The sequence below is a fragment of the Priestia sp. YIM B13490 genome (genome assembly GCF_042787735.1).
GTDB classification, from domain to species: domain Bacteria; phylum Bacillota; class Bacilli; order Bacillales; family Bacillaceae_H; genus Priestia; species Priestia megaterium.
The window spans coordinates 59,606-77,671 of sequence record NZ_JBHZOT010000007.1; the positions used below are offsets into that span (position 1 = coordinate 59,606).

Here is an 18,066-nt window from a genome sequence, read left to right on the forward strand (position 1 = left end):
TAATAAAAGGAAATGGTGATTGTAATCACCATTTCCTTTTGTTTTATTCGATGTAGACAAAAAAGAGAAAGGTTGGGGTTTGTTTGAAGAAAAAAGGTGCTTATAAATGGATAACGCTTGCCGTTCTTTTAGTTATAATAGCCGGACTTATTATAACAGCCGTATCCAAAAAAGAGGATACAAAAGACCAAGGAAAAGAAAAAGAGAATAAAAGTGAATCCACTTATCGCCCGGTGTATCACTTTAGTACGCCTGATAAATGGAAAAATGATCCTCAAAAGCCCATTTATTTTGACGGGAAATATCATTACTATTACTTATACAATCATGATTATCCTAAAGGGAACGGGACGGAATGGCGACATGCAACGTCTAAAGATTTGGTTCATTGGAAAGATGAAGGAGTAGCTATTCCAAAGTATACAAATAAAAATGGCGATATATGGTCCGGATCCGTTGTAGAGGATAAAGATAACACAGCAGGCTTTGGTAAAGACGCAATTGTAGCCATTATGACCCAGCCTTCTGCCGATGGACAAAAGCAAGAACAGTATCTATGGTATAGTACCGATAGAGGAAAAACCTTTAAATCATATAGCAAAAATCCTATCATGCCTAATCCAGGCACCAAAGATTTTAGAGATCCCAAAGTCATATGGGATAATGAACATGACAAGTGGGTTCTCGTCATGTCAGAAGGTGAAAAAATCGGATTTTATGAATCTTCTAACCTAAAGGATTGGACGTATACGGGAGGATTTGTAACTAAAGACATTGGCATTACCGAATGTCCAGATCTTTTTCAAATGAAGGCAGATGACGGGACAGTTAAGTGGGTTCTCGGGACAAGTGCAAATGGAAAAGAAAGCGGAAAGCCAAACACCTATGCTTATTGGACAGGAAATTACGATGGAACAACATTCACTCCCGATATGGACGAGCCGCAATGGCTCGATCATGGTTTCGATTGGTACGGGGCAGTAACGTTTGAAGACGGTAAAAATAAAGGTTCCTTAGAAAAGCGCTACGCTTTTGCATGGATGAACAACTGGGATTATCCGGATAAGACGCCAACGATGAAAGAAGGGTTTAACGGCTTCGATTCAGTAACCCGGGAAATTACGCTTTCAAAACAAGAAGACGATCAGTACAGCCTGTTATCAAAGCCTGTCGAAGAATTAAATCAGCTAACTGATTCAACAAACTCTGTTGAACAAGTAGAAGTAAACGGAGAGAAAAAGTTAAAGGTAAAAGGTGAAGCTTATCAGCTTGATACAGATATTTCATGGTCAGATGCAGAAAATGTAGGCTTACGACTTCGAGAGTCCGCAGATCAAAAGCGGCACATTGATGTGGGCATTTTTGCAAAAGATAACGTCTCATATGTGAACAGAAGCTATAGCAATCAGCCTGATCAAAGCAAAAAGTATGTGGAAAGCCGTGATTACTTTGATGCAGGCAAGAAAAATGTTCATTTGAAGATATTGGTAGATAAAACAAGCATTGAAGTCTTTGTTGATGATGGAAAAACCGTGCATTCTAGCGAAGTGTTTCCGCGTCACAACGACCAAGGAATTACGCTTTTCTCTCAAGGAGGAACGTCTCTCTTTAAAAATATAGAAATCAAACATCTTCGCTCTCTTCAGTAATTTCCCTACTTTTAAAAAGAAGGAGCAGAATATCGCCTTATTGTGGTTTAGGACTAGATAGAAAGGGTACATGTCTACTAACAGCAAATGAAAGGGTGTTTATTCAAATGGAAGAGAAAATGAGACAACTAATAGAGGGACTTAATACCGATTTAGCGGGTGAATATTCGGCGGTTATTCAGTACACTTACTATGCGTCTACAGTAACCGGCCTAGAATATCAAATTTTAAAACCTTTCTTTGAAGGAGAAATTCCTGATGAGCAAGGACATGCCCTTTATTTATCAGAAAAAATCAAAAACCTTGGCGGTGAGCCAACAACAAAGCCAGCTGAGGTGAAGCACGTCTCAAACGTAACGGAAATGCTTAAAGAAGCGAGCAAGGCTGAAAAAGAAACTATCCAGCGCTACGAAGAGCGTAAAAAACAAGCGGAAGAGTTAGGGTTAACAGAGCTTGTTGTAAAGCTTGAAGATATGATTGCAGATGAAACAAATCATATGGAAGAAATGGAACGTTTATTAAAAGATCCCCGCTTAAGTTGATCATACAAAATATATAAAAGCATCCCGTACCAGGTGTTACGGGGTGCTTTTTTGCAATTTAAAAAGGAAATAAAACATCATGTACGCATGTTTCTATCAATGAGAGGAAAGTCATATTTTTGAAATTATCTATCGCTTTGGAAAAATTTATAGTAAAATAATTATTTGGCTGCATATGGCAGCAACTATATGCGGGGCATCACATACATATAAAGGCTAAAAGGGTATCCGTATATTGAAACCGCTTTTATCTTCTATAAGAAAAAACATGGTATGCCCGCAGTTGCAAGGAGAGAGAAAGATGAGGAAACGAATCATGACAGCGCTGCTGCTTGTCACTGTTTTAGCTGCAATGGAAGGAACCATTGTCAGTACGGCTGTTCCAAGAATTACAAGTGATTTGTCGGGCATTGAGCTAGTTAGCTGGGTATATGCCATTTATATGCTGACAACTGCTGTATCTACACCTATATACGGAAAGTTAGCGGATCTATTCGGCCGCAAAAAAGTTATGCTTGTTGGAATCATTATTTTCTTAATCGGATCGATACTTTGCGGACTTAGCTTTTCGATGCAGCAATTAATTGTCTATAGAGCGATCCAAGGGCTGGGCGCCGGGGTCGTTATGCCGCTTACAATGATTATTATTGGCGACTTGTATGAAGAAGCAAAAGAAAGAGCCAAAGCGCAAGGGTGGATTAGCGCAGTTTGGGGAGTTGCGGGAGTTCTCGGGCCTCTTCTTGGAGGATTCTTAGTGGATACGCTGTCTTGGCGCTATATTTTCTTTTTAAATATACCGTTTGGACTAATGGCTTTTTTTGTTCTTTTAGTAAACTATAAAGAAGAAGTGGTAAAAGAAAAACGCTATATCGATTATATTGGAGCGGTGACGTTTTCAGTGGGAACAATTGCGTTTTTATACGCGCTTTTAACCGGAAGTCAGCATCAAAACTGGGGAGATCCGACCATTATAGGGTTATTTGTTCTAGCTGTTCTAACATTCATTGGCTTTATTTATATAGAAAAGAAATCTCCCGAACCTCTTATCCCGCTTGAACTGTTTTCCATTCGAAGTGTATCTGTTATAAACTTATTAACACTTCTTGTGGGATCAGTAGTTATTAGTATTACGGTCTACCTTCCAATTTGGAGTCAAGGAGTGCTGGGGAAAAGTGCAACCGCTGCTGGTTTTGTATTAATGCCTATGCCAGTATGCTGGACGATTGGTTCACTGCTTTCAGGGAATTTAGTAGGGCGTCTTAAAACGCACTCCATCCTTACGCTGGGCACGGCAATTGTAAGTACGGCTTGTTTTATGCTGTTTTTAGTTTCCACTCACTCACCCGTATTTTTAATTTATGTAGCCGTTGGGGTCCTTGGGTTAGGAATGGGTATTATTACGCCTATTTTTATGCTAGTTATTCAATCATCGGTCCCGGCTAGCAAAAGAGGAGTAGCGGTGGCTCTTAATACGTTTACAAATACATTTAGTCAAACGCTAGGTTCTGCGGTGTTTGGTACAATCTTTAATTTAGTGACACTTTCACAAGCAAAGAAATTAGGGCAAGAAAATTTAAATGCTTCGTTTGAGACAGGCGGAGTACCAGCAGAAGAACTGTCAAAGCTGCATGAAATTCTTGCATCAGGTGTGCACATTATTTACAGTGGAACGTTTTTAGCTGCATTACTAAGCTTTGCTGTTTCATGCTTATTAGTAAAAAACGAACATAAAAAAATAAAGACTATATCTATGCAAAAGTAACGAAAGAGGCTGTTACAAAACCAGTTTAGTTGAAGGATAATCCGAACGAGTTTGATTAGGAATCAAATTCGTTCGGATTTTTTATAGGTATGGTGAATGTAGCTTTCACATATCTAGCTGTTGAGTGGATTGATTTCGTTATATATCAGTCTCTTCCTTGGAAGAATTATCAAAGAAAGAAAATAAAAAAGATATTGTCTGATAACGTTCCCGTAAACTCATTCATAATAAGAAGGATTCTTATCAATGCAGAAAATTTTTTATTTTTTGTTTTTTTAGTATGGACATTTACCTAGTTGTTTATTATTATGAATTCTATAAGTATTGAATTTTAAGCGCTTTCAAAAGAAACATTTGTCTTTCTCAGGAATACACTTGATTTTTAACTCATATACTGTAAGTGCTTAGATTAATCTTTTAATGGGGAAAAGAGAAGTTTATAAGACGCGTTGAACAACAATGAGGGGGATGGAAGATGACAAGCAGACGTTTAAAAGAATTCTTGAATAATAATTTAGAAGATTTAAAAGATAAAGGATTATACAATGTCATTAATCCGGTAGAGGGGCCAAACGGACCTGTGATTCAAATTGAGGGAAAGCAATTAATTAATTTATCATCCAACAATTATTTGGGTCTTGCTACAGACGAGAGGCTTATTAACGCGTGCAACGAAGCCACTGAAAAATACGGAGTGGGGGCTGGAGCTGTCCGAACGATTAATGGAACTCTAGATATTCACATTAAGCTAGAGGAAAAGCTAGCCGAGTTTAAGCATACAGAAGCAGCTATAGCTTATCAGTCTGGCTTTAACTGTAATATGGCAGCCATCTCCGCGGTTATGGATAAACATGATGCGATTTTATCAGATGAGCTGAATCACGCTTCAATTATTGACGGATGCCGGCTATCAAAAGCAAAAATTATTCCTTTTAAGCATTCAGATATGGAAGATCTTCGTGCAAAAGCGGGCGAAGCACAAAAATCCGGTTTATATAATAAAATAATGGTAATTACCGATGGTGTATTCTCAATGGATGGAGACATTGCTAAGCTTCCGGAAATTGTAGAAATCGCAGAGGAATTTGACTTAATCACATACGTAGATGATGCTCACGGGTCGGGCGTATTAGGGAACGGCATGGGCACAGTCAAACATTTTGGCTTATCTGAAAAAGTAGACTTCCAGATTGGAACATTATCAAAAGCGATTGGAGCTGTAGGTGGGTACGTAGCCGGAAAAAAAGACTTAATCGACTGGTTAAAAGTAAGAAGCCGTCCGTTTTTGTTTTCGACTGCTATTACACCAGGCACGGCTGCTGCCTGTATAAAAGCAATTGAAATCCTAAGCACAAGTACAGAGCTGCAGCAGCAAATGTGGGAAAACAGTCGGTATTTAAAGCAAGGACTAAAAGAACTAGGCTTTAACATTGGAGAAAGTGAAACACCTATCACTCCGTGCATCATAGGAGATGAAAACCAAACGCAGATTTTTAGTGAGAGATTAATAGAAGAAGGGGTATACGCTAAATCAATTGTTTTCCCAACCGTTCCAAGAGGGACAGGACGCGTTCGCAATATGCCGACGGCTGCTCATACGAAAGAAATGTTAGATGAAGCACTTCGTATCTACAAAAAAGTAGGCAAGGAAATGAAATTAATCTAAACGTTTAATCTAGGCAGTACACGAGGAGGATATTGACATGAAAAAAGTATTAATAACGGGTTCTTTAGGGCAAATCGGTTCTGAGTTAACGACGAAAATGAGAGAGATATATGGTTCAGAAAATATTATTGCCACCGATATTCGCAAAACGACGAGCGATGTCGTGACTTCAGGTCCATTTGAGATTTTAGATGTAACGGATCAGACTGCGTTATTTACGATCGCTAAAAAGCATAAAGTTGATACGATTATTCACTTGGCTGCGCTGTTATCAGCGACAGCCGAGCAAAAACCGCTTCTAGCTTGGAATCTAAATATGGGCGGATTAGTAAACGCGCTCGAAGTAGCACGCGAGCTGCAGTGTCAATTTTTCACTCCAAGTTCAATTGGTGCATTTGGTCCAACGACTCCAAAAGACTGGACGCCGCAGGATACAATTCAACGTCCTACCACGATGTATGGTGTTAATAAAGTAGCGGGTGAATTACTTTGCGATTACTACCACCATAAATTCGGAGTAGATACACGAGGGCTGCGTTTTCCAGGTTTAATTTCATACGTAACGCCTCCAGGTGGAGGAACAACGGACTACGCTGTTGAAATTTATTATGAAGCCGTTAAGCATAAGCGATATACGTCCTATATTGAAAAAGGAACATATATGGATATGATGTATATGCCTGATGCATTAAATGCTGTTATCCAACTAATGGAAGCAGACGGTTCTAAGCTTAAGCACCGAAATTCATTTAACGTTTCTGCCATGAGCTTTGATCCAGAACAAATGGCGACTGAAATCAGAAAAACGATTCCGGAATTTGTGCTGAATTATCAAGTAGATCCTGTTCGACAAGCAATTGCTGAAAGCTGGCCTAACCATATAGATTCCAGCTGTGCGATAGAAGAGTGGGGATTTAAAACAGAATATAACCTAGAAAAAATGACGAGAGAGATGCTGGGAAAGTTAAAAGTTGAATCACAGCTTGTCTTAACGTAAGTAGAGAAAAATGATTTCTTCTTTGAAAATAAAGTAAGCGCTTACTAAAAGGTAGGTTCCTTGTTTATGCAAGTTCTACTTCGTAACAGTGTTGGGCAATACACATAGATCTCCTAATCCTTTAAGTGAGCGCTCGTTCGTTGAATAATCAGCACCTTTTTAGGTACCGTCTGTTAAAATAATAAGGGGATAGAAGGGAGGGAATGACAGTTGAGCAATAAATTTCAACAAGTTAATGATTTTTCAATGGGAAGATTAACATCTTTACTCGTTCTTTTACATAATACGGAACTAGCTGAAGGTATTGAAAAGGAAATTAATGAGAGAGGATACAGCTACACAGTAGGAAAAGTCGGAGCGATGGAGCTGTCTAAAGTCGTGGCGGCAATTGAAACGAGCGCCAAGACAAACAAAATTATTAATGCCCAGTCGTACCGGGAAGTTCACGCTCTTTATCATGCTATACTTGAAGCCATTCAAGGAGTTAGTCGAGGAACGCTGCAGCTGGGTGATATTTTACGGACGGTCGGACTCACATTTTCAATCGTGCGCGGAAAAATTGAGTTTTCAGGATCAAGCGACGAATGGATTAGCGTTTGTGTGTATGGAACGATAGGTGCGCCTAAAAAAGGCTTTGAACATGATACATTAGGCTTTGGTTTTAACCATATTTGAAAAAATAATGAACGAAATAGTATGTATGTAAAAAGTGAAAGATGTACATAGCTGCTTTAAAGAAGATATTTTTCTTATTGAAAGGTTCTGTGCGGCGTGTTAACATAATGATTAATATAATAACTGCCTTTAAGACGGTCCAGAGAGGCCGAAAAGGACGGATCACTCATTTACTGCTTCTATGCCTATCTGTGCCCTTTTGCCCTCTGCGACAAAAGGGCTTTTATGTGTTACTTACCTCTTTTAAACGAAGTCCAGAGAGGCTTCAAAAGAGAATGGAGATATGTTATTTATCCATTCCTTCAAAAAAGAAAGAGCGTTGATACGGAAAGAATACACTGGAGGGTGGAACAATATGAATTATCGTAACAAGACAGTTGTAGCATCAGTAGCAGGTTTGACGTTAGAAGGGATGGACATTATGTTTATCTCGTTTGCTATGTCAATGATTATTGCTGAATTTCACATTGATTTAGCAACAGGTGGACTTATTTCTTCTATTACGAATATAGGAATGCTGATAGGTGGAGTCATCTTCGGAATTTTAGCAGATAAATTTGGAAGGGTGCGGGTTTTTACCTACACGGTTCTTCTATTTGCAGTCGGAACGGCATTAACAGGTTTTGCAGCAAATGTTGAACAAGTGTATGCTTCGCGATTTATTGCCGGAATTGGGGCTGGAGGAGAGTACGGGATCGGTATGGCTCTTGTAGCAGAAGCGTGGCCGAAACATAAGCAAGGACGAGCTTCATCCTATGTTAGTATTGGCGCACAATTTGGAGTGATCCTTGCGGCGCTTTTAAGTTCTCTGATTCTGCCGATTTTCGGATGGAGAGCGCTGTTTTTTGTGGGAATCATCCCCGTCATTTTTGCTTTTATCGTACGAAAAAATTTAAACGAATCTCCTGAGTGGCTACAAGCTCAAAAAGAGAAAACAGCGGTTGTTAAAAATAATGGTAAGCTTCGTCAATTATTCGCTACGCCTAGGACGGCGATGACGACTATTTCGCTGGCAGTGATGGCTACAGTCCAAATTGCAGGCTATAACGGACTTATGATATGGCTTCCGTCTATGCTTCAGCAATCACAAGGCCTCTCTGTTTCAAGTTCAGCTCTTTGGACAATCAGTACAGCCGTTGGAATGATTATAGGCATGCTAACATTTGGTCAATTTATGGACCGTTTTGGATCGAAACGTACTTTTGGAATCTTTCTTCTTGCTTCAGCTTGTGCGGTATTTTTATACTCGTATGCCGAAGGAGGTGCAGGGCTGCTTATAGGAGGAGCTGTGGTCGGATTTTTCTCAAACGGAATGTTCGCGGGATACGGAGCATTGATCAGCAGCCACTATTCAGTAGAAGTTCGCAGCACTGCAACGAACACCATTTTTAACTTTGGGCGAGCGCTCGGAGGGTTATCACCCATTCTTGTCGGCTATCTTTTGCAAAGCTATGATATGACAGTAGCGATGACGTACTTGGCGGGGCTGTACTGTATTTCGTTTATTTTTATGGTAAGTCTTAAAAGAATGGGAGAAAAGAAAGTGAAACAAATGAACGCTCAATCTGCTCTTTAAAATAAAAGATAGATTCTATGCTTTTCTGGAAAAAACCGCGCTTATTCAAAAGGGCGGTTTTTTTGAGTGTATAAAAAATAAATTCAGATATACGGTTGTTTTTTCGCAGGTGCTTTATTAACAAAGACACATTATCTATAAAAATATTTATGGATAAGCAGATATTTTCTAATTTGTATTATAGTAATTCCTCTCTTACAATAGGGTGTGTAAGGCAGAAACAGAAAATACTATCTTTATTTACAGGAGGACGTTACTATGTCTAAACATATATTAATGGTCTTAACAACGGCTGACAAAATGAAAGAAAATCATCCAACAGGCCTTTGGCTTTCAGAATTTGGTGAAGCGTACGTAGAGTTCGAAAAAGCTGGATTTACGATTACTGTAGCAAGTCCTGTAGGAGGAAAAGCGCCGGTGGATGCTCGCAGCCTTGAAGGGGAGACTTCTCAAGAAATCTTAAATACAGCTAAGCATCTAGAGAATACCCTAAAACTTGATACCATTACAGACAGTGCTAAATTCGATGCTGTTTTCTTACCAGGCGGTCACGGCACAATGTTTGATCTGCCAGATAATCAAACGCTCCACGCTTTAATTCGTGAACTATACGAAGGAGACAAAGTAGTAGCCGCTGTATGCCACGGACCCGCAGGCTTAGTAGGTGTTACATTATCAGATGAAAAGCCGTTGGTCGAAGGAAAGGATGTCGCTGCGTTTACAGATGATGAAGAACGTGAAACAACATTGGACCGCTTCATGCCGTTTCTTTTGGAAACACGTCTGCGTGAACTTGGGGCAAATGTAGTAACTGCTCCAAACTGGGCAGATAATGTACAAGCAGATGGCAACCTAATAACAGGTCAAAATCCTCAGTCAACAATCAGTGTAGCTAAAGCAGTCGTGAAACACTTATTGAAATAAGATGTAAAAAAGCCTGTAGGCTTATAGCCTACAGGCTTTTTTATGAACAGCATCAAGAAAGACCGATGTGGATAACATGTATGTTGTGCCGTCTTGAACTAGAGAAATCAATCATCATACAAAAAATATGATGGTCAGTGTAATAAATTCAAAAAGAGGGAAGCTTTTTATGGAGAATATTTTTAAAGAAATGAGGAAAAACGATGTCAGAAATTATTATTAACGCCATTTTGCAAGCCAAGCCAGGAAAAGAAGAAGAGCTTCGATCAGAGTTAGTAAAAGTTATTAAACCATCAAGAGAAGAAAAAGGATGTATTCAATACACTCTCCACCAGGATACAGACAAAGCAGGCACATTTGTTTTTTATGAGAAATGGAAAAGCCAAGAAGATGTTGAAGCTCACATTGAAACACCTCACTATCAACAATACAGACAGCAAACAGAACCGTTAATTGAAAGCAGAGCGGTACATCGTTTACAAGAAGTACGTTAATACAAAAAGAAGGGGAACAAAAGTGTTTTAGTTGAAGGAAGATCCGAACGAGGAACCGAGATTCTTGATGGAGAATCAAACTCGTTCGGATTTTTTTGTGGTTATGGTGAACGTAGGTTTCATTTAGTGAGATCACGCAGAAGCGTAAGCGATGAGGAAAAATAATGTCAGCTGCGAAACGCCGATTGGAAAAGGGGTAAGACAGTGAAAGAAACAAAAAATAATAGAAGCGGTGTTTGAGAAGCAGACAGGCGGGTAGATAAAAACTAGATGACATAGTTCAACAATTAACAAACTAAAAGGAGAGATCAAATCAATGCGTACAAATTTAAAACACTTTATTAACGGAGAATGGATTGAATCAACAGGAAACGAAACGTCAGATGTGATCAATCCTGCTACTGAAAAATCAATTGGTAAAATTAGCTTAGGCACAAAAGAAGATCTAGATAAAGCCGTGGCAGCAGCTAAAGCAGCTCTTCCCACATTTTCAAGAACAACAAAAGAAGAGCGAATTAAAATGCTTCGCAATATTGCAAAAGGATATGAAAAGCGTAAACAGGAGCTTATTGAAGTTATGACTGAAGAGCTTGGCGCTCCTTTAAAGATTTCAGAAGAAGTTCACTATGAAATGGGACTTAGCCACTTTAAAGAAGCAGCTAATGCACTTGAAGAGTACACATTTGAAAAAGATCATGGAAGCTACAAGGTCGTGAAAGAGTCTATTGGAGTAAGCGGACTTATTACACCATGGAACTTCCCAACAAATCAGACCTCTACTAAAATTGCAGGAGCTATCGCAGCAGGAAGTCCAATGGTATTAAAACCATCAGAACTTACACCGTATGCAGCGATGATATTAGCAGAGATCATTGATGAAGCTGGTGTACCAAAAGGTGCCTTTAACCTTGTAAACGGAACAGGAAGCACAATCGGTGACGGTATTAGTTCTCACCCGGACATTGATTTTGTATCATTTACAGGATCAGGTGCTGTAGGCGAGAAAATTATGCAAAACGCGGCTAAAACAATCAAAAAAGTAGCGCTTGAGCTAGGCGGGAAATCACCGCTAGTTGTATTAGAGGATGCGGATGTAGAAGAAGCGGCTAAAATAGCAGTTTCACACATTGCAATGAATACAGGGCAAGTATGTACGGCAGCAACGCGCATTATCATTCCTGCCTCTATGAAAGAAAAATTTGAAGAAGCAGTGAAGAAGGTTCTACCATCATTCCCAGTTGGTGATCCATTAAATAAAGACAACGTAACTGGACCGCTCGTAGCAGAAAAACAGTGGGATCGCGTACAGGATTATATTAAAAAAGGAATGGACGAAGGTGCAACACTTCTTACTGGCGGAACGGGTAAACCAGACGGCTTAGAGACAGGATATTTTGTTAAACCGACAGTCTTTACCGACGTTTCAAATGATATGGTTATTGCACAAGAAGAAATCTTTGGACCTGTAACAACTATTATTACGTATAAGGATCTAGAGCAAGCTCTTGAAATTGCGAATGATACAATTTATGGACTTGCAGGCTATGCGGTCGGAAAAGATCAAGAAACACTTGACTATGTTGCTAAAAATATTAGAGCTGGTCAAATCATTGTTAACGATGCCGAGCAAGACAGAGCTGCACCATTCGGTGGATTTAAGCAATCTGGTATTGGACGCGAGTGGGGAGCATTTGGTATCGAAGAATATTTAGAGCCAAAAGCGATCATGGGTGTTAAAGTTCCGGCAAAAGTATAATTGGTGTAAAAAAAAGAAAGGAGTTTTTCTCCTTTCTTTTTTTATGGATACATAAAAGAGAGCTAGTTAAAAAAAGAATAACGAAAGCAAAGGTGGATAGCATAAACGTGTATGGCGCATATGAAGTGACACGTTAAAGGAGGGAATTATAATTGGATAGAGAGATGCACGGAAGTTCATCAACGGAAAGCTTTATTCCCATGAGCTCTATAGCCAGTGGAAAAGGAGTCGAAGTGGCACCGGATATCTACAGCTACACTACGCAGATTGTTAACATATGTTTTATAGGAAATCCAGATAAAGATAATAGTTTTGTACTTGTGGATGCGGGAATGGCTAATTCGGCTTCTATGATTATCAAAGAGGCAGAAGAAAGGTTTGGAAAAGGAAAAAAACCAAAAGCAATTATTCTTACACATGCACATTTTGATCATATTGGATCTATTATTGAACTAGTGGAGAAGTGGAACATACCGGTATATGCACATCCACTTGAACTTCCATATGTGACGGGTGAAAAAAATTATCCTGCACCGGATGGTACAGTGGAAGGCGGGCTCGTGGCAAAGCTTTCTCCACTATTTCCAACGGAAGCCATTGATTTAGGCTCTCATGTGCAAGCTTTACCAGCCGACGGCTCTGTACCTCATATGCCGGAATGGGAATGGATTCACACCCCTGGCCATTCTCCAGGACATATTTCTCTTTTTAGAAAGCAGGATCTTGCACTTATCGCAGGAGATGCTTTTGTTACCACTAAGCAAGAATATTTACTGGATGTACTAGAGCAAGAATTGGAGATTAGCGGTCCTCCTCGTTATTTAACTACGGACTGGGCATCTGCTAAAAGATCAGTTGAAGTGCTTCAGTCACTTCATCCGTCTGTGGCGGTGACCGGACATGGAAAACCGGTTTCCGGAGAATGGCTTTCAACTAATTTATTGAAGCTTGTTAAAAACTTTGATAAAATTGCCCGTCCGGATTACGGAAAGTATGTATAAGAATAAAGAAATAACTCTAATCTTTACTCAGGTCTTAAAAGTTGCAGATGAAGATCAAAAGCTCTACGAACTCACTGAGTTCGTAGAGCTTTTTTAGTTTTTTCTTATAAAAGTAAGAAAAGAGCTATTTTTACTTTCATTAAAAATTTTGCTGAATAGCCTGCTGGGCTTCGCGTAAATGTCTTAAATGCTCTTCTATTCGTCTTAATTCTTTATCGCCAGACGTTGCTTCTTTTTGTTCATTAATTTGCTGCTGAACGATGTTCAAATGCATTTGAGCATTTTGAAAATTAGCTCCATTCAAATTCATCTGTCCTTGATAAACAGCTTGTTCAGCTAATTGTAGTGCTTCTTTAATATGAGTGTATGAATTCATGCCTCTCATCCTTCTGTATAGTATTTACAGTTAACATGCGCTGGTTTTTCGCAGGTATACAAACGGATTTAGAAAAAAATAAAAATTACGTAGTACAAGCTAAGCAGGCTGCATACATTTATCATAGTTCAATTTATAAAACCTCAGAAGCAGGGAGGGATGCATGTGGGAGCTTTTTTTAGCTATATGTTATTAGGGCTATCGTTAGCCGCACCAATTGGTCCTATCAACGCCGCTCAGCTTGATAAAGGAATCAAAAATGGCTTTTTACATGCTTGGTTCTTAGGGATAGGAGCAACATCGGTTGACGCTCTTTATATGCTTGTAGTTTATTTTGGGTCCGTTCATTTTTTAAGCAGCGATTTTATGAAAACGTTTCTTTTTTCGTTTGGATGCTTCGTATTAATTTATACCGGTATTGAAGGGTTAATGAGCGCAGGGAAAATTACACAGCATCGGAACGCAAAAGGAGATTCGGTCGTAAAGTGTTTTTTTTCAGGTTTTTTAATTTCATTAACAAACCCGCTTACTATTCTTTTTTGGCTCGGTATTTATGGCTCTGTTTTAGCCAAAACAGCTAATACATACGAAACAGAACAGCTTATTTTATACAGCTGTGCTATTTTTACAGGGATTTTATGCTGGGATATTGCTATGGCAGCTTTAGCAAGCACTTTTCGCAGGTATTTAGCAGCGACGTTTTTGACTGCAGTTTCCGTTATATCCGGCCTTTCTCTAATAGGATTTGGTATATATTTCGGCTGGCAAGCTGTACAGCAATTCATTATTTAAAAGGAGAGAAAGCAGAATTGAATTTAAAGCGTTTTCTATCTGCTGAAAAATAATAGAAAGCTGCCTCTTTTTGCGCATAAATTTTTCAAACTATCACACACTACATCGAGGTGTAAGGAGTGATAGTATGAAAAAGAAAATAGGCTGCGGAGGTCAGGTTGAAGGGAAATTAAAATGGTGGCAGCTGTCTTTAATCGGAGTAGGGTGCATCATCGGTACAGGCTATTTTTTAGGATCAAGTATTGCAATAAAAGCCACGGGTCCCTCTGTATTAATTGCTTTTTTACTAGCAGCAGTATGTACATTTATTGTATTTGACGCTCTTGCTAAAATGAGTGCTCAAGATCCTCAAAAAGGTTCGTTTCGCTCCTATGCTAAAAAGGCTTATGGAAGATGGGCAGGCTTTAGCAGCGGATGGGTATACTGGAGTTCAGAGATGTTGATCATGGGGAGTCAGCTCACTGCTTTATCTCTTTTTACACGTTTTTGGTTTGATGGTATTCCACTGTGGGTCTTTGCCTCTATTTACGCTGTTTTAGGCATTGCTGTTGTATTAATAGGAACAAAAGGCTTTGAACGAATGGAAAATGTATTTGCTATCACAAAAGTGGCTGCCATTTTAATGTTTATTGTATTAGCTAGTCTCGCTTTATTTGGATTTTTAGACGAAGGTGCCAAACAAGGGATGCCGCGAACGATAAGTGAAGTATTTCCCCACGGGTTTTTAGGTTTATGGGGCGCTTTGCTTTATGCCTTTTATGCTTTCGGCGGAATCGAAGTCATGGGGATCATGACGGTTCGTTTGGAAAAAAAAGAAGACGCACCGAAAGCAGGTAGAAGTATGCTTATTCTCCTTGGAATTATTTATATCGCTTCACTGAGTTTAGCTATTTTAATTGTGCCATTTCATGATTTTCATGGAAATCAAAGTCCATTTATAACGGCTTTAGAAACATACCATCTTCCATTTTTCCCTCATGTTTTTAATGGAGCAATGATTATCGCTGGATTTTCAACAATGTCGGCTTCTTTCTTTTCTGTAACAACGATGATTGTCACTCTTTCAGAAGATGGAGATGCTCCTGCATTGTTTTCAAAGCAAAAAAAGAAAAAGCTGCAATTTCCTATACCGGCTTTACTTTTAACAACAGCGGGATTAGTTGTTTCTATTGTTCTTTCCTTGCTATTGCCTGGGAAAATTTATGAGTATATTACAACAGCAGCTGGACTGATGCTGATTTATAACTGGTTCTTTATTTTAATTTCTTTTCATCGCTTAATCAAACAAACAGTTTGGGATAAAGTAAAACAAGCTGTTGGCCTCTTATTAATACTGCTAGCGGTAAGCGGTACGCTGTTAGAATCTGCAAGCAGGCCAGGTTTCTTTGCAAGCTTAGGCTTTTTAATTGTTATAAGTCTTGTTATTTTGAAATTGCGCCATAAGTGGAAAGAAGAAGAAGCCGCTAGCTAACATATATTTAATCTTTATGAGGGACACTATGCACGTTGTACAATTACAAAAATAAAAGGTGGTTATGATCATGCCAAAAAACAAGCAGACTCCTTCTTCACAAGTAGATCAAAAACAAGTAGTAGATGACAAAGCAAAAGCGCTACGAGAAAATAATTATGAAGATGGTCATATTCGCAAGATAACTCAAAGCGGGGCAGACGGCCAATAACAAAAAAAGACGCGTTCGCGTCTTTTTTTGTTGAAGTGTATCCTTACCAACGATGAGCTTTTGCATTACTTCGCAGGATGATGTTCGTTTGAGACATCTCTGTATGTCCATTTACTTGGGACTTTGAACGCTTCGGTCTCGTCCAGTTGTGGCGGAATAGTTCTGAATGCTGATCTACATGATTTTTATCATTCATCATAATCACCTCAAGGATAGGATACTTTCACAAGATATTTGCGGTGAAATATCTCTCTTATAGAATGGGGTAAAAAAGAAGAAATACACCTAACACTTTTAACCATACATATAAAAGCAGTGCCTATTCATAAACTACAGAAGGCCACTTCTAACTTTAGGTTAAGCTTCGGATTTATAAAGCAAAAACTGCCTTAGTGGGGACTAAGGCAGTTTTTTAGTGGAGTAATCAAACTTCAATAATGACAGGAAGGATCATAGGTCTTCTTTTGGTTTGGTTATATAAAAATTGGCCAAGCGTTGTCTTGATTTCTTTTTTCATAATGCTCCATTGGTGAACATGAGCTTTTTGTAATTGGTTTACAATTTTAGTCACTTGTCGGTTAACATCTTTTAATAACTGCTCTGAGTCTCTTGTATAAACAAATCCTCGTGAAATGGTATCTGGACCAGACACAATTTTCCCTTCCGCCTTATTCAGAGTAATAACAATAACCAGCATACCATCTTCTGAAAGCTGTTTGCGGTCACGTAAAACCGCGTTTCCAACATCCCCAATGCCAAACCCATCTACATATACATTGCCTGCAGGGATTTTTCTTGTTTGAACAGCTGTTCCGCCCTTGATATCAACAATATCACCGTTATTTATAATGAAAATGTTCTCTTTTTCCACCCCGACGGATTCTGCTAATAAGCTGTGGTGATGAAGCATTCGAAACTCGCCGTGAATGGGGATAAAATACTTTGGCTTCATCAATGTAGCCATTAATTTTAGCTCTTCTTGATAGCCATGTCCTGATACGTGCATACCTGTTGCGCTTCCTGAACCGTAAATCACATGAGCCCCGAGTGTGAAAAGACTGTCTACAATACGAGAGATATTACGTTCATTGCCAGGAATAGGCCCTGCTGATAAAATAACCGTGTCTTCAGGAAGAATTTCTACTTGTCGGTGATTTCCACTGGCTAATCTAGATAGAGCGGCCATCGGCTCGCCTTGGCTTCCAGTGCAGAGAATAGCGACTTGTTCAGGCGCAAGTGAATGTACTTCATAAGGTTCAATTAGCATCCCTTCAGGAATAGTTAAATACCCTTTCTCTAACGCAACTGATACAACGTTAACCATGCTTCTTCCAAGAAGCGCAAGCTTTCTATTCGTTTTAATCGCTGCATCTACAATTTGCTGTACGCGGTTAACGTTGGAGGCGAAAGTAGAAATAATCACTTTTCGCTTTGCTTTACGAAAAGCTTCTTCTACATGTTTGCCAACTAGCTTTTCTGAAGGCGTAAATCCAGGGCGTTCAGCATTTGTGCTTTCGGATATTAAAGCCAGTACACCTTCACTGCCGATTTTCGCCATTTTATGAAGATCTGGATATTGGTCGTTAACAGGAGTTAAATCAAACTTAAAATCTCCCGTATGCACAACAGCTCCTTCAGGGGTATGAAAGACAATGCCGAGACAATCTGGAATGCTGTGATTCGTTTTAAAAAACGAAAGCGGAATATTGCCTAATATAATTTCGGACTCTTCGTTGATTTCAATAAGCTCCGTCTCAGCAGATAATTGATGCTCTTGAAGTTTAATATCAATTAATCCAAGGGTAAGGCTTGTTGCATAAATAGGGAGATTTAACTGTTTTAAAAGATAAGGAATACCTCCAATATGGTCTTCATGACCATGAGTCACAACCAGTGCGCGAACTTTTTCTCGATTCTCTTGTAAGTATGTAATATCAGGTATGATCAAATCAATTCCTAATAAACTTTCATCAGGAAATTTAGACCCGCAGTCAATCACAATGATGTCATCGTCATATTGAACGGCATACATATTTTTTCCTATTTCATTAATGCCGCCTAAAGCAAAAATGGATAGTGTATTGCTATTTGTACTCACGCTTATTTCCTCCTATATTTTCAAAATGAATATGCAGAATTTCTACTCTTAGTATGAACATTTATTTCTGGTGCAT

The 18,066-nt window shown here is 39.0% G+C and carries 17 protein-coding genes; 14 read left to right on the forward strand and 3 right to left on the reverse strand.

Annotated elements, in window-relative coordinates; translation table 11 throughout:
- Positions 1-83 precede the first annotated feature (83 nt).
- The 11 genes from ACFX4R_RS20335 to ACFX4R_RS20385 all read left to right on the forward strand — a co-directional run bounded on the left by ACFX4R_RS20335 (position 84) and on the right by ACFX4R_RS20385 (position 13,042).
- On the forward strand, positions 84-1,649 hold the full coding sequence (locus ACFX4R_RS20335; protein ID WP_165575336.1) for a glycoside hydrolase family 32 protein: 1,566 nt from the start codon (positions 84-86) through the stop codon (positions 1,647-1,649).
- A gap of 107 nt (positions 1,650-1,756) precedes the next feature.
- The gene (locus tag ACFX4R_RS20340; protein WP_013056263.1) at positions 1,757-2,191 is read left to right on the forward strand and encodes a ferritin-like domain-containing protein; all 435 of its coding nucleotides are present in this window, start codon (positions 1,757-1,759) and stop codon (positions 2,189-2,191) included.
- A 301-nt stretch (positions 2,192-2,492) separates the two neighbouring features.
- Entirely contained in the window at positions 2,493-3,953 is a 1,461-nt protein-coding gene (locus ACFX4R_RS20345) for an MDR family MFS transporter (protein WP_043979162.1), read from the forward strand.
- A 475-nt stretch (positions 3,954-4,428) separates the two neighbouring features.
- Entirely contained in the window at positions 4,429-5,619 is a 1,191-nt protein-coding gene (locus tag ACFX4R_RS20350) for a glycine C-acetyltransferase (protein WP_043979160.1), read from the forward strand.
- A gap of 37 nt (positions 5,620-5,656) precedes the next feature.
- The gene (locus ACFX4R_RS20355; protein ID WP_043979157.1) at positions 5,657-6,616 is read left to right on the forward strand and encodes an L-threonine 3-dehydrogenase; all 960 of its coding nucleotides are present in this window, start codon (positions 5,657-5,659) and stop codon (positions 6,614-6,616) included.
- Positions 6,617-6,826: 210 nt separating this feature from the next.
- The gene (gene hutP, locus ACFX4R_RS20360) at positions 6,827-7,291 is read left to right on the forward strand and encodes a histidine utilization transcription antiterminator HutP (protein ID WP_013056267.1); all 465 of its coding nucleotides are present in this window, start codon (positions 6,827-6,829) and stop codon (positions 7,289-7,291) included.
- 355 nt (positions 7,292-7,646) lie between these two features.
- The gene (locus tag ACFX4R_RS20365; protein WP_237074726.1) at positions 7,647-8,867 is read left to right on the forward strand and encodes an MFS transporter; all 1,221 of its coding nucleotides are present in this window, start codon (positions 7,647-7,649) and stop codon (positions 8,865-8,867) included.
- 258 nt (positions 8,868-9,125) lie between these two features.
- On the forward strand, positions 9,126-9,791 hold the full coding sequence (locus ACFX4R_RS20370) for a type 1 glutamine amidotransferase domain-containing protein (RefSeq protein WP_377570163.1): 666 nt from the start codon (positions 9,126-9,128) through the stop codon (positions 9,789-9,791).
- Positions 9,792-9,994: 203 nt separating this feature from the next.
- Positions 9,995-10,285 carry a putative quinol monooxygenase gene (locus tag ACFX4R_RS20375; RefSeq protein ID WP_028408112.1) on the forward strand — a complete coding sequence of 97 codons (291 nt, stop codon included), beginning with the start codon at positions 9,995-9,997 and terminating at the stop codon, positions 10,283-10,285.
- A 316-nt stretch (positions 10,286-10,601) separates the two neighbouring features.
- On the forward strand, positions 10,602-12,041 hold the full coding sequence (locus ACFX4R_RS20380) for an aldehyde dehydrogenase family protein (protein WP_043979153.1): 1,440 nt from the start codon (positions 10,602-10,604) through the stop codon (positions 12,039-12,041).
- A 152-nt stretch (positions 12,042-12,193) separates the two neighbouring features.
- The gene (locus ACFX4R_RS20385; RefSeq protein WP_043979152.1) at positions 12,194-13,042 is read left to right on the forward strand and encodes an MBL fold metallo-hydrolase; all 849 of its coding nucleotides are present in this window, start codon (positions 12,194-12,196) and stop codon (positions 13,040-13,042) included.
- A 139-nt stretch (positions 13,043-13,181) separates the two neighbouring features.
- Here ACFX4R_RS20385 and ACFX4R_RS20390 read toward each other — a convergent pair whose 3' ends face one another.
- The gene (locus ACFX4R_RS20390; RefSeq protein ID WP_043979151.1) at positions 13,182-13,418 is read right to left on the reverse strand and encodes a hypothetical protein; all 237 of its coding nucleotides are present in this window, start codon (positions 13,416-13,418) and stop codon (positions 13,182-13,184) included.
- A 165-nt stretch (positions 13,419-13,583) separates the two neighbouring features.
- On the opposite strand from ACFX4R_RS20390, the gene ACFX4R_RS20395 reads away from it, so the two are divergent.
- The 3 genes from ACFX4R_RS20395 to ACFX4R_RS20405 all read left to right on the forward strand — a co-directional run bounded on the left by ACFX4R_RS20395 (position 13,584) and on the right by ACFX4R_RS20405 (position 15,892).
- Complete coding sequence (locus ACFX4R_RS20395; protein ID WP_080781608.1) at positions 13,584-14,210, forward strand: LysE family transporter; 627 nt, start codon at positions 13,584-13,586, stop codon at positions 14,208-14,210.
- A 127-nt stretch (positions 14,211-14,337) separates the two neighbouring features.
- Positions 14,338-15,681, forward strand: a complete 1,344-nt coding sequence (locus ACFX4R_RS20400; protein ID WP_377570166.1) for an amino acid permease — start codon at positions 14,338-14,340, stop codon at positions 15,679-15,681.
- A 70-nt stretch (positions 15,682-15,751) separates the two neighbouring features.
- Positions 15,752-15,892: a hypothetical protein gene (locus tag ACFX4R_RS20405; protein ID WP_013082476.1), complete on the forward strand. Its 141-nt coding sequence runs from the start codon at positions 15,752-15,754 to the stop codon at positions 15,890-15,892.
- Between the two features lie 43 nt (positions 15,893-15,935).
- Here ACFX4R_RS20405 and ACFX4R_RS20410 read toward each other — a convergent pair whose 3' ends face one another.
- Together ACFX4R_RS20410 and ACFX4R_RS20415 are read right to left on the reverse strand one after the other, a co-directional pair.
- Positions 15,936-16,088 carry a YpzG family protein gene (locus ACFX4R_RS20410; RefSeq protein ID WP_014460817.1) on the reverse strand — a complete coding sequence of 51 codons (153 nt, stop codon included), beginning with the start codon at positions 16,086-16,088 and terminating at the stop codon, positions 15,936-15,938.
- 228 nt (positions 16,089-16,316) lie between these two features.
- On the reverse strand, positions 16,317-17,990 hold the full coding sequence (locus ACFX4R_RS20415; RefSeq protein WP_043979148.1) for a ribonuclease J: 1,674 nt from the start codon (positions 17,988-17,990) through the stop codon (positions 16,317-16,319).
- Positions 17,991-18,066 lie beyond the last annotated feature (76 nt).

Bases quoted from the DNA above. Each gene is read 5' to 3' on its own strand.
- ACFX4R_RS20340 (WP_013056263.1), top strand. From the start codon at position 1,757: ATGGAAGAGAAAATGAGACAACTAATAGAGGGACTTAATACCGATTTA.
- ACFX4R_RS20345 (WP_043979162.1), top strand. From the start codon at position 2,493: ATGAGGAAACGAATCATGACAGCGCTGCTGCTTGTCACTGTTTTAGCT.
- ACFX4R_RS20350 (WP_043979160.1), top strand. From the start codon at position 4,429: ATGACAAGCAGACGTTTAAAAGAATTCTTGAATAATAATTTAGAAGAT.
- ACFX4R_RS20355 (WP_043979157.1), top strand. From the start codon at position 5,657: ATGAAAAAAGTATTAATAACGGGTTCTTTAGGGCAAATCGGTTCTGAG.
- ACFX4R_RS20365 (WP_237074726.1), top strand. From the start codon at position 7,647: ATGAATTATCGTAACAAGACAGTTGTAGCATCAGTAGCAGGTTTGACG.
- ACFX4R_RS20370 (WP_377570163.1), top strand. From the start codon at position 9,126: ATGTCTAAACATATATTAATGGTCTTAACAACGGCTGACAAAATGAAA.
- ACFX4R_RS20375 (WP_028408112.1), top strand. From the start codon at position 9,995: ATGTCAGAAATTATTATTAACGCCATTTTGCAAGCCAAGCCAGGAAAA.
- ACFX4R_RS20380 (WP_043979153.1), top strand. From the start codon at position 10,602: ATGCGTACAAATTTAAAACACTTTATTAACGGAGAATGGATTGAATCA.
- ACFX4R_RS20390 (WP_043979151.1), bottom strand. From the start codon at position 13,418: ATGAATTCATACACTCATATTAAAGAAGCACTACAATTAGCTGAACAA.
- ACFX4R_RS20400 (WP_377570166.1), top strand. From the start codon at position 14,338: ATGAAAAAGAAAATAGGCTGCGGAGGTCAGGTTGAAGGGAAATTAAAA.
- ACFX4R_RS20405 (WP_013082476.1), top strand. From the start codon at position 15,752: ATGCCAAAAAACAAGCAGACTCCTTCTTCACAAGTAGATCAAAAACAA.
- ACFX4R_RS20410 (WP_014460817.1), bottom strand. From the start codon at position 16,088: ATGAATGATAAAAATCATGTAGATCAGCATTCAGAACTATTCCGCCAC.